Annotated in this window: 9 protein-coding genes and 2 pseudogenes; 6 read left to right on the top strand and 5 right to left on the bottom strand. The window is 43.2% G+C overall.

Annotation, left to right across the window (positions count from 1 at the left end; all coding sequences use genetic code 11):
* Positions 1-248: pseudogene (locus LC574_RS08140) on the bottom strand (D-alanyl-D-alanine carboxypeptidase); the annotation flags it as partial.
* A gap of 101 nt (positions 249-349) precedes the next feature.
* Here LC574_RS08140 and LC574_RS08135 point away from each other — a divergent pair.
* Positions 350-1,267 (top strand): AEC family transporter, encoded by a 918-nt coding sequence (locus tag LC574_RS08135; protein WP_229452714.1) that lies wholly within the window; start codon positions 350-352, stop codon positions 1,265-1,267.
* A gap of 92 nt (positions 1,268-1,359) precedes the next feature.
* On the opposite strand, the gene LC574_RS08130 is transcribed toward LC574_RS08135, so the two are convergent.
* From LC574_RS08130 to LC574_RS08120, 3 genes are all read right to left on the bottom strand, one after another.
* Positions 1,360-2,778 (bottom strand): DUF3370 domain-containing protein, encoded by a 1,419-nt coding sequence (locus tag LC574_RS08130; protein WP_229452710.1) that lies wholly within the window; start codon positions 2,776-2,778, stop codon positions 1,360-1,362.
* A 266-nt stretch (positions 2,779-3,044) separates the two neighbouring features.
* The gene (gene tsaB, locus LC574_RS08125; RefSeq protein ID WP_229452708.1) at positions 3,045-3,704 is read right to left on the bottom strand and encodes a tRNA (adenosine(37)-N6)-threonylcarbamoyltransferase complex dimerization subunit type 1 TsaB; all 660 of its coding nucleotides are present in this window, start codon (positions 3,702-3,704) and stop codon (positions 3,045-3,047) included.
* 219 nt (positions 3,705-3,923) lie between these two features.
* Complete coding sequence (locus LC574_RS08120) at positions 3,924-4,436, bottom strand: 6-aminohexanoate hydrolase (RefSeq protein WP_229452707.1); 513 nt, start codon at positions 4,434-4,436, stop codon at positions 3,924-3,926.
* Positions 4,437-4,707: 271 nt separating this feature from the next.
* Between LC574_RS08120 and LC574_RS08115 the strand changes: the two genes are divergently transcribed.
* From LC574_RS08115 to LC574_RS08100, 4 genes are all read left to right on the top strand, one after another.
* Complete coding sequence (locus tag LC574_RS08115) at positions 4,708-5,715, top strand: glycoside hydrolase family 43 protein (protein ID WP_229452706.1); 1,008 nt, start codon at positions 4,708-4,710, stop codon at positions 5,713-5,715.
* An 808-nt stretch (positions 5,716-6,523) separates the two neighbouring features.
* Complete coding sequence (locus LC574_RS08110; protein ID WP_229452712.1) at positions 6,524-7,963, top strand: carotenoid oxygenase family protein; 1,440 nt, start codon at positions 6,524-6,526, stop codon at positions 7,961-7,963.
* Between the two features lie 533 nt (positions 7,964-8,496).
* On the top strand, positions 8,497-8,811 hold the full coding sequence (locus LC574_RS08105; RefSeq protein WP_229452705.1) for a hypothetical protein: 315 nt from the start codon (positions 8,497-8,499) through the stop codon (positions 8,809-8,811).
* Positions 8,812-8,817: 6 nt separating this feature from the next.
* Positions 8,818-9,057, top strand: coding sequence for a transposase (locus LC574_RS08100; protein ID WP_229452703.1), 240 nt, complete (start codon positions 8,818-8,820; stop codon positions 9,055-9,057).
* Positions 9,058-9,265: 208 nt separating this feature from the next.
* Here LC574_RS08100 and LC574_RS08095 read toward each other — a convergent pair whose 3' ends face one another.
* The gene (locus LC574_RS08095) at positions 9,266-9,913 is read right to left on the bottom strand and encodes a Uma2 family endonuclease (RefSeq protein ID WP_229452701.1); all 648 of its coding nucleotides are present in this window, start codon (positions 9,911-9,913) and stop codon (positions 9,266-9,268) included.
* Positions 9,914-10,140: 227 nt separating this feature from the next.
* Between LC574_RS08095 and ggt the strand changes: the two are divergent.
* Positions 10,141-11,295 (top strand): annotated as a pseudogene (gene ggt, locus LC574_RS08090) (gamma-glutamyltransferase); the annotation flags it as partial.
* Between the last annotated feature and the right edge of the window lie 90 nt (positions 11,296-11,385).

The raw sequence follows: 11,385 nt of genomic DNA, 5'->3' as shown, positions 1-11,385 counted from the left end.
GGTGTGGGTGCAGAACTAATGAGGGAGGGTTGAGAATTAACGGTTTTTTTGGGTGCAGTGACGAAAAACAAAAAACAGCTAATTAAACCCAGCAAGACAAATCCCGTTACTCCCCCAATAAGCACAATTCGGCGTTGGAACCAAATTTTAGGTGTTGCATCAGGGGTATCGCGTACAGCCACTGGAATATCATCACCAAAGTCATTCGATGAGTTTTGCGGTTTTCCAGAAAACCCAGCCTTATTCAAGGGAAACTCCTGTTTTTGTGGGATAACCATAAAAGATTTTGCACTGGACAAAAGTAAACGTAACAGGTAGCATTTTACATCTGTGGTTCTTAGGCGCAATCTTGACAAACCTTTTAGAACTATACGTCAAGCTGGGTGGATTAGTCCTGGTAGGTTTTATTCTGGGACGCAAACTTCCTGTAACAGTTCCTACACGTTTGGGACAGTTTCTTTTTTGGGTGGGAGTACCCATTAGCATAGTATCGTTTTTGCGTCAATCTAGCTTGTCAGGGCAAATTTGGATTGCACCTGCCTTCGCTTACCTCGCCATTTTACTAGGAGCATTTTTAGCTTGGTTAGCGATTAAAGCACAAGCCTATTTTAAAAATACTGTTCCCCAACCACCAACTCAGGCTAGCTTGATATTAGCAGCAATGTTGGGTAATACAGGTTATCTTGGGTTTCCGATTACCTTAGCAATGGTAGGCAAGGAATACTTTGCTTGGGCGTTATTCTACGATTTGTTAGGTTCATTCCCAGGAACTTATGGCTTGGGTGTTTTAATAGCAGCCCGTTTTGGCGGTGGTATCCAGAATCATTGGCATACTGCTAGGGCTATCTTAATTAATCCTGCGCTGTGGGGTTTCGGATTTGGCTTGCTGTTTCGGGAGGTGACGATTCCCCCAGTTGCGGAATTCTGGTTAGATAAATTTGCTTGGAGTGGTGTAGCTTTATCCCTGGTGTTAATTGGAATGCGACTGGCGCTGCTCAAATCTTGGCATAGCCTACCACAAGTAGGGATGAGCTTGGGAATCAAAATGCTGCTAGTTCCCTTGATATTAGGTAGTATCTTACCACTGTTTGGAATAACTGGTTCCACAGCAAAGGTAATTGTCTTACAAATGGCCATGCCTCCAGCTTTTGCCACACTGGTAATTGCTGAGACATTCAATCTTGATCGCGATCTGGCAGTTACTGCCTTAGCTGCTGGGGCTATGATATTGCTGGTTACTCTCCCAGTTTGGCTGTGGCTATTTTGATTTTGGATTTATGGAGTGTGATGCGATCGCTTAAAACCCCAGGAAAAATGCTTAACCCAAGCGTATTGGCTTAAAACCCAAGAAAAATTCTCTCACTTTTCTAAAGTTCTTACACTCAGCACTTGCGGTGGTGTCGAATCTGGTGGATAAATCACATCTACCTGTACTATCCCCTTAGTCGAAGGTGGAAGTACAAGCTGCACCAACGGTTTTAACACCTGACCAGTTCTGTGCCATAGATGTATGTAGCGCGTCTTTTGTTCACCTTGGTCATCAAAGTAGCGTAGCCGCACTGTACCACGGAAGAAAGGAAAATCTAGGGATGGTTTACGGAAACGCAGACCACCTTGGGATAATTTATCTTCCTTCAAAGGTGTTTCTAAAGTAACAGTCACAGTCTGGTTTTGGTTAGTATTGTTGCTTAAGGGTAAGGTGAGTTTATATTCCACCCCATAATTCCCATGTGCTTCATAAGCCGTATCTGGATAACGTACCAGCATTTTGGCCGTTTGGATTTGTTGAGTACCCAATCGACCACCCAGCAATGTGTCTAAAGCATAAGAAATAGCTTTACCACGCTGGGGAATAGTCAGATTTGGGCTTTGGGGATTATCCACCAACTTTGCTTGCCATTGGGAACCACTAGACACACCAGCTACACGCCCATAAATCAGTGCGCCACTGGTAGCATTTAGAGGAGTTGGGGTTTTATCTCGCGGCCCGGCGAAGTTCCCCGTATTTAGTAAAGCTTGCCATTCTGCGAGAGTGGGTTGGCGTTCTGTATTATCAGAATTTTTCTTGGCAAACATCGCTAAACTTGCCACATAAACTCGATCGCTACTCCGCAACCGCATAAAGCTAGAGCGACCATTCACGGGCTTTTCTAGATTGCGTACAGGAATGGGATGATTTAGTAACATCTGACTTTTTCCTGGCGGAATTATCAGCTTTGCCAGAAAATCAGCTTGTCGAACACCTCGGAGTACATCACCAACAGCGCGATCGCCTGGCCCTGAGTAAGCCTTACCATCGTTATTTTCTACGTAGGGGGATAAGGTGACAAAGGGCGCATCCTGCATCAAATAACTTGCCGCTTGCAATACATCCACTGTTACAGATTTTTTACCAGGGTTATACAGAATTACACCCAGGTATAGCGTTTGTAAATCCTTAGGAGTGTGGCTGTAGTGGTGGGCGAATAAGTCAAAGCGTCCCTCCAAAGGAAAATTGAGGTGCGCTGCTGGAACTTTTTTACCGTTTGTAGGAAAGGTAGAAAGTAAAATACCCTCAGTTTTAATCCATTCTGGGCTATTGCTGTTAAAAACGGGTATTGTATTCAACTTGCCTGGTAAAGCTCGAACTTCTCCTGGTTGCACGATTTCTTGGGGTGATGGCTTTGGTGAAGTTTGAGCGATCGCTGAATTATCTTTATGAGTTGTGCATCCAAAGGTTTGAGTTATGGCAAGTCCTAATACAAGTATGAATACAGATGATGGTAAGGGAGATTGCATAAATTTGAGCAAAAATCAAGCTGTGGTGTTAAAGATAACAAGTTCTTACTATAGCAATCCGATTTGATTTCTGAACTTCTTTGTGTAGGCAGGGAGTAGGGAGTAGGGAGTAGGGAATCAGCCTTTTCGAGTTGAGGGCGAGTTATTTCAAAAATCAAATAGGAGTCCTATACAAGTTCCTGTAAGCGAATTTCTGAGAATGCGTTCGCCCTTGGCGTTGGCGCAGCCATCGCTGTTTGTAGCATTTGCTATTTAACACTCACGTTTCACCTATCCTGTACTGGATGCTGCCCATAATATGGCAAAGCCTCTGACCAATTAGGACACTTGCCCTCTTGCCAATCGAGATTAGCTAATTCCAAAATACTTGTCACCGTCGCTGCTAACCCAGATTGAGCTTGAATTAACTGATAATTAGTGTTCCAATTCGCTAAAGTTTCCTGCCATGCTTCTGGTGTGAACACTCTATCTGATAAACACACTTTTAATTTAGAAACATCTGGCTCAAACTGATAAATAGCAGCAAAAATTTGACCTCGTTGTGCTGGCATTTCCACAGCAATAGTTTTTGGATTTTGACTTTTGCCTGCTTCTGACCAAGCTACCGCAGCCAAAGTTGAAATCGCAAATACAGGAATATCTAACTGTTGCCCTAAAGTGCGAGCAGTGACAACGCCAATTCGAGTTCCTGTAAAGCCGCCAGGGCCTTTTGCAACTGCGATAAAGGAAAAATCTGCCCAAGTTTGCGGTTTTATAAATTCAATTAAATATTGATGCACTAAGCTAGATAAATCACGCTCCAAATTCCAAACTTGAGAGCGAGTTTCACCAGCAAAATTACTAATTGCTAGACCTAATTCAGGAGTGGTAGTGTGTAGTGCTAAAGCGTATTTATTTATTGCAAAGTCTTTTATTTCTGTTGTCAAAGTTACTTAAAATATCTATTTTTATAGAGTTAACGCGATTTATTCAAGCATATAACATAGCGGTTCTTAATTGAATAGACTACATTTCTTTTCTTCTGCTTTGGACAGAAGTCTCAGGGCAAACATTTTCCTGTTTCAACAAAATCAGAAGGCGTAGGCGTAGCCCGCCGCAGGCATCGCAAATTTCGCTTGCTGTTCCCTCTCTAAAAGCGATCGCGGCTAGGATGGGGGATTTTGATTACCGCCTTGCTGTCTCAGTAGATAGTCTAAAACTCGGTCAATTCGCTCCAAGGCAGCACCCGTAGTAAGTTGAAACTCCTGAAACTGAGATTTTTGTTCCTCAAAGCTTCGGTCAAGCTTTAGCATGAGTGCTTCTAATCGCTCAGTTCGTGCTTTTGTTTCCTCGATCTCACTGCCTGCCTTTGTAAATAGGCGTTGCGTGTGAGTAATAAAACTATCAACCCTATCAGAAACTTGGTCAACTTTTGCCCCTACCTGGTCAATACGTGCCCCTAGTTGATCGAGGTGAGATTGGGTACGGTCTTGTTTTATCGTCAACTGGTCAAGACGCACCCCTATCTGATCAAGGTGAGATTGGGTACGGTCTTGTTTTATCGTCAACTCATCAAGCCGCCTACCTGCTGATTCTGCGTAGCTAGCAGTAGATACTAGCAATTGCTTAACAGTTTCGAGTTCATCTTCTACATGGTCTAGTCGCTGTGGGTTGGTCATGCTGGTTTCTCTTGGCTAGCTTTTTTATCTTCTGCGTCTTCTGTGGTTAGTTTTCCCTTACTTGTGCGTAAGTCCTGATTGACAAAAAATGCAAAATATGAATTAGTGTAAAAACCACATATTTCGTAAGGGCACAGCATTGCTGTGCCCCTACAGTATGGTCTATTTACGATCGCAAAATAATTAAGAAAAGCCGAACCAGCATAAAGATAGTTGTTTTTGCGATCGCACTTCCTCAAAAATTGAGTTAACAGTTGAAGCTATCACCGAGATGTTAACTTATACCAATCCAGTTTACAAAGGCTATTTTGCCGATCCTTTTGTTTGGGAATTTGAGGGTGTATACTATGCGATCGGCACTGGTGCAGCCGAAGCAGAAGGAATGGTAGACGAAATAGCGGATTCTACCAATAAACTGCGTGTATTTCCTCTATTACGCTCCTTTGATTTCATCAATTGGGATTTTGTTGGTAACGCCCTGTTGCGGCCAGACCTTTCCCTTGGCGATAATTTTTGGGCCCCGGAAATTGCTTATTGCAACGGCAAGTTCTACCTCTACTACTCTATAGGACACGAGGACAAGAATCATCAGTTGCGTGTTGCCACCAGCGATACTCCCTTGGGTCCCTATAAAGATGTTGGTGAGCCACTTGTAGACCCAGAGTCTTGCTCCTTCGCCATCGACCCCCACCCATTCTGCGATGATGATGGACAGTGGTATTTATTTTATGCTCGTGATTTTTTAGACACAGAAGGTGGCGTGCGTGCTGGCACTGCCCTCTTTGTAGATCGGCTCCAAAATATGACGAAACTCTGCGGTGTCGGGAAAGTCGTCTTACGGGCGCGTTCCGATTGGCAACGATTTTTAGCCAACCGATTGATGTATGGTAAACATTTTGATTGGCATACCTTAGAAGGCCCCTGTGTCCGTAAACATGGAGGTCGATATTATTGCTTTTATAGTGGTGGGCGTTGGGAAACTGAGGACTACGGTGTAGATTATGGAGTTGCGGATAGTGTGATGGGGCCTTACTCTGATTTCGGTAACGAAACGGGGCCACGGGTGTTGCGATCGCTTCTTGATCGTGTCAAAGGGCCTGGACATAACTCAATCGTTGTAGGCCCCGATGGTCAAACTGAGTACATTGTCTACCATGCTTGGGCAGCGAACATGGATGCGCGGCGAATGTGCTTGGATAAACTCATTTGGACGCAATATGGCCCATATTGCGAAGGCCCCACTTGGACACCACAGGCGATCGCCTGCAAATCAATTTGATTTCCAAGGATTAATACCAATTCACGAAAACCTTGATACATATAGATTTCTCGTAGGGGCATGGCAATGCCCATTGGTGTCAACAAAAGCCTTGAAATAGCAAAACTTTCGGCTTGACTCACCCCCCTGGAACTAAAGTTCCTCTCTTATAGCTAAAGTCTACTGAAGTAGACTAAAGATTTTTCAGATTATTTAGTCATCTTTAGATGACTTTCGCTATTAGCAAGGAACTTCAGTTCCTTGCGGGACATGGCTTTTACGTTAAGTTGACACGTATGAGCAATGCGCTTTACCCCTACAACAGATGTGGTTCAAATACATGAAAACTGCTGTAAAAAATAAAAACTGGGATGCACCCCTAAAGAATTAGCTAGAACTCCCGTATTGCTAACCTTTCTCTGTTTAGTATATGACGAACGCTTAAGCTGTTCTGATGAATGCTCAAGCTGTAGTGACTACAACTTGAACTGTTGTGATGAATGCTCAAGCTGTAGTGACTACAACTCCAGTTATTATAAGTAAAATAGAAGCTGTAGTGGCTACAACTTAAACTGTTTTTATGAATGCTCAAGCTGTAGTGACTACAACTCCAGTTGTTATAAGTAAAATAGAAGCTGTAGTGAGTGCAACTTAAACTGTTCTTATGAATGCTCCAGCTGTAGTTACAAACGTTAAAGTTGTTTTGACAAACATTCAAGCTGTAGTTAGAAACGTTGAAGTTGTCCTAACAAACCCTCAAGCTATTGTTATTACACCAAAAACTATCATTAGAAAAATTAAAGCTGTAGCTAACGTTGAAGGTGTTCTTATGCATACCATTGAGAAAAAGTCAATAAAAAAACCTTGGGCAGGTGCGATCGCCAAACCAGCTACAGAATTTCCCTCTACCCAACTGCCAATTCTTTCTGGCAAAATTCCAGATGGCTTGCGTGGCACACTTTACCGCAATGGCCCCGCACGGCTAGAACGCGGTGGCATTCGCATGGGACACTGGTTTGATGGAGATGGGGCAATTCTGGCTGTAAATTTTACCGATGCAGTTGCAACCGGGGTTTATCGCTACGTGCAAACCTCTGGCTATCAAGAAGAAGCCGCAGCAGGTAAACTACTCTACGGCAATTATGGCATGACTGCACCAGGGCCAATTTGGAATCAATGGCAAAAGCCAATCAAGAATGCTGCCAACACTTCAGTACTAGCACTTCCAGATAAACTTTTGGCGCTGTGGGAAGGTGGTAAACCCCACGCCCTCGATTTACAAACTTTAGAAACTTGGGGCGAAGATGATTTAGGGGGGTTAACTCAAGGATTAAACTATTCCGCACATTATAAGCGTGACGAGCAAACAGGGGAGATTTTTAACTTTGGCATCAGCCCAGGACTAAATGCGACGCTTAATATTTACAAAAGCGATTCGACTGGGCGGATTATCCAACAAGCCGCATACCAGCTAGATGGTATACCATTGGTGCATGATTTTGTTTTAGCAGGACAGTACATTGTATTTTTCATTCCGCCAGTGCGGTTGAATGTCTTACCCTTGCTAATAGGGACAAACAACTATAGTGATTCGCTAGAGTGGCAACCTAGATTAGGAACTCAGATTTTAGTTATTGACCGAGAAACCCTATCTGTGGTAAGTCGGAAAGAAACCGAACCTTGGTATCAATGGCATTTTGCTAACGGTTATGTAGATGCTAGTGGCTCAGTGATTGTGGATATCGCCCGTTATGAAGATTTTCAAACTAACCAATATCTCAAGGAAGTAGCTACAGGAGAGACTCACACCCCAGCTAAAAGTACACTAGGGCGAGTTCATCTGCATCCTCAAACTGGCAAAGTTACGTCAATTCAGCAACTATTAAACGAACATTGTGAATTTCCGAATGTACCACAGCAAAACGTAGGGCAAGCTTCCCGGTACACATATATGTCAAAATCCCGCTCAGGAACAGATATTAGCCAAGAAGTAGTAAATGCGATCGCCCGCTTCGACAACAAAACCGAAACCCTCACCGAAGCAGACTTAGGAGAAAACCGTTATCCTTCAGAACCCATCCCCGCCCAAGACACCCAAAACCCTGCACAAAGTTGGGTACTAACCGTTGTCTACGATGGTAATTCTCATACTAGCGAAGTTTGGATATTTGATAGCGATCGCCTGGATGCCGAACCCGTTTGCAAACTAGGATTACCCAGCGTCATCCCCCACAGCTTCCACGGCACTTGGAACCCAGTGTCAAAGTGAGCATCCCAATGCAAGCTTAAATCTTTTCCCTCACCCCCAGCCCCTCTCCCAAAGATGGGAGAGGGGAGACTTAACAATTCAAAATTCACGCATTCAAAATTCAAACATTTTAGACATTTCAGACGGGGATTTAAACCCCGACTGTAGCTTGCTTCCCGCAGGGTAACTGCTGCTACATATAATGGTTGGGGTCTTAAACCCTTGAACTTACGATAATTCTAGTTCCCCTTCTCCCATCTTTGGGATTCGAGTCCTGCTTCTCTCTGCGTCCTTGGCGTCTTGGCGGTTCGTTAAAAAAATTGACTTTTTAACATAGTTTTAGCCTTAACTGAACCGTATTGTCCTATAAAGTTATTAACCTTTGGAATAGCTATTCACTGCACCTAAGAAATAATTTTTCAAACCGCGTATTCTAGCCTAAGTAAGAAGCAAATATCAGGCAAAGAAAAGTATATTGACTATAGCGTTTGGAAAAAGCGCTGATAGGAATTAGGCAAAATACAAGTTTCAAACAAATTCAAGGAGAAAAAACAATGGCAAAGATTGTAGTGTTGGACTTAGACAATTTAGACTTATTTGTTGATTTAGACAATCAACAGGAAGAAAAAATTATCGGAGGCGGTCTTGGTGGTGTTACTGGTGCTGTTGGTGGTGTCGTTGGTGGACTTATAGATGGTAAAAGCGGAGGTGATTTAGCAAAGGAAACATTTAAAGGTGCAGCTACTGGAGCTGCTGGGGGTGCAGTCGGTGGAGCTATTACTGGAGGTATTGCTGGTGCTGCTGCTGGTGGCGTTGGTGCAGTTCCTGGTGCTATAAGTGGTGGTCTACTTGGTGCAGCGCTTGCTTAACCACTCTTGAACCATCAATACTCTTTCTACAAGCTACGCTTTCAAATCGAATTTATCTTCGGTGATGCTAAACAGTTTACCGGACTGAGTGATTGTCAAGCTCGTGATGTCAAAAAGCTTGATTTTCATTTTAATGCTAGCTTCACTGCCCTCAATATTGCCAAGCTCGATGCTCATCGACAGCAGTTGGGTCAAAAACCCTTTGTCTTTTCAATTGTCTTGTGTCAAGCGACGCGCACTCAATGACTATTTGCTCGACACTTTTATTTCAAAGTTAGGACTCTCTGAGACTGTCATTAAATCCCAAAAGCTTCAACACCGCGCCAGGTGGTAACTCGATTCTTTCTGGTGTAATTACGGTATTCATAATTAGCTCGCATTATTTACATCGAAGATAGGCGATCGCAGGATTTATCAATTCAATGAACGATTTATAACCTGGGTTTGATATAACTTACACATTTGGGATGCTCCCCTGTTGTTCACGCAAAAAGTTCTTTAACCACTTAATGACTTCACTTGTTGTTTGCTCGTTGGCCATTTTGAGACATTGCTGCACAATTTCTCTGACGTTAGGAAAGTAGCTGCTTTCTGTAAGCACATAACTTTCTTTCTGCAATCTATAAATTAATAGCCGATTACTCTTTAATATCCAGACTTCTGGTACTCGATAAGGCAAGAAATCATTAATGTCGGTGTAGCTTGTCACATCTATTTCAATTGCTAAATCTGGTGGTGGATCTGACTCCCAATTAATTCTTTTTTTGCCTACTACTGCTCTGCAATTTTCAATGTAAAAGCAAAAGTCTGGTTCAATACCACTAATTTCTGGCAAGCTCATGGTGATGGGCGTAAATGACTCGTACATGCGATTTAAGTGGTCAAGTAGAGCTATTACTATCAATGCCAGCAAGCTTGCATCTCTTCCATGCTCTGGTAGCGGCGCCATCAGTAAAATTTCTCCTCTTCGATATTTAATGCGAGGCGAGGAGCGATCGCCTAGTTGCTGACTCAATATTTGATAGTCTTTCCAATTTCCCAAAAGCTTCAACACCGCGCCTGGTGGTAACTCGATTCTTTCTGGTGTAATTACGGTATCCATATTAGCTCGCATTTGAGATATTGCTGTAGACGCAAAGCGGCTTTTCGCCAGACATCGCATTATTTACATGGAGAATAGGCGATTACAAGATTCATGAATTCAATGAACTGCTAAGGATGTGAAAGCTGCGAGTAAAAAGATAATTATAAATTATTTAGGACTACTTATGTGTATCAAATACGCACTTTAACGGTAAGCTAAGAAATATCAAACAAAATGGTATAAAAATGCTTACTGTTGCTAAATCAAAACGGGCTGCCATCACCATCTTTTCTTTCACCGTCTTACTTTACAGCCAAGTCGCCTCAGCTACCTTAACTTTACCCCTACGCAGCAAAAAGGGAATGGTGGTTTCAGCGCATCCCCAAGCAAGTGAGGCGGGAATTTCCATGTTACGCAAAGGTGGTAATGCAGTTGATGCAGCCGTAGCTACAACCTTTGCAATTTCTGTAGTTGAGCCTTTTTCGGCGGGAATTGGCGGCGGCGGATTTTTGCTGATGCACTCTGAGAAAACTGGCGATATCAAAGCCCTAGATTTCCGAGAACGCGCACCCCTGAAAGCGACAAGAAATATGTATCTAGACGCAAAAGGAAAGGTGCGCCCGAATGCAAGTATTAATGGTTATTTAGCAGTGGCGACACCAGGAACGGTGGCGGGACTTTATGAAGTGCATCGTCGCTATGGTAAGCTTTCTTGGGAAGAGGTGGTGAAACCTGCAATCGCACTCGCTAAAGATGGCTTTATTCTTGGTGATGTGGAAACTTGGCGTTCTCTGCAAACAAACGAGTCCCGCAAGGAAGTAATTCTCAACAATCCAGCAGCGCGGGAAATTTTCACTCGCAACGGCGAATTTTACAAACTAGGGGACAAGTTGGTGCAGCGTGATTTGGCACACACTTTAACAGCAATTGCCCAAAATCCTCAAAGTTTTTACACCGGAAGTATTGCTCGTGCGATCGCTTCTGATATGGTAAAAAATGGTGGTTTAATTACTCTAGAAGACCTGAAAGCCTACAAACCAATCTGGCGGACTCCCGTTTGTGGAAACTTTCGTAAAGCTAAAATTTGCTCAATGCCGCCACCTTCATCGGGAGGTGTTCATTTATTGCAGATTTTAAATATTATTGGTGACACTGATTTAAAATCTTTGGGATGGCATCATCCTGACGCTATCCATTTAATGGTAGAAGCAATGAAGATTGCTTACGCTGATCGCTCAGAATATTTAGGCGATCCTGATTTTGTCAAAGTTCCTGTACAAGAACTGAGCAGTCCAGCTTACGCCAAAAAACGTCGTCAAGAAATTAATATGCAAGTGGCTAGACCCTCGACCGAGGTCAAGCCAGTAGAGAAAGCTACACTACAACGTTTTAGTCAAGCTAACAATCAGTCTTTGCACTTTCAAATTGATCTATCACCGCCTGTGCGGGAAAACTTTTTTCCCTAGACTGCAACTGCGGGTCTGTGGGGC

It is taken from the genome of Nostoc sp. CHAB 5715 (assembly GCF_020829685.1).
Lineage (GTDB): Bacteria > Cyanobacteriota > Cyanobacteriia > Cyanobacteriales > Nostocaceae > Nostoc.
Note: the sequence above shows the minus strand (reverse complement) of the source record. Positions and strands in the feature narration are given on the sequence as shown.

Coding starts and splice junctions, on each gene's coding strand:
- LC574_RS08110 (WP_229452712.1), top strand. CDS start 6,524: ATGCATACCATTGAGAAAAAGTCAATAAAAAAACCTTGGGCAGGTGCG.
- LC574_RS08105 (WP_229452705.1), top strand. CDS start 8,497: ATGGCAAAGATTGTAGTGTTGGACTTAGACAATTTAGACTTATTTGTT.
- LC574_RS08095 (WP_229452701.1), bottom strand. CDS start 9,913: ATGGATACCGTAATTACACCAGAAAGAATCGAGTTACCACCAGGCGCG.
- LC574_RS08130 (WP_229452710.1), bottom strand. CDS start 2,778: ATGCAATCTCCCTTACCATCATCTGTATTCATACTTGTATTAGGACTT.
- LC574_RS08115 (WP_229452706.1), top strand. CDS start 4,708: ATGTTAACTTATACCAATCCAGTTTACAAAGGCTATTTTGCCGATCCT.
- LC574_RS08120 (WP_229452707.1), bottom strand. CDS start 4,436: ATGACCAACCCACAGCGACTAGACCATGTAGAAGATGAACTCGAAACT.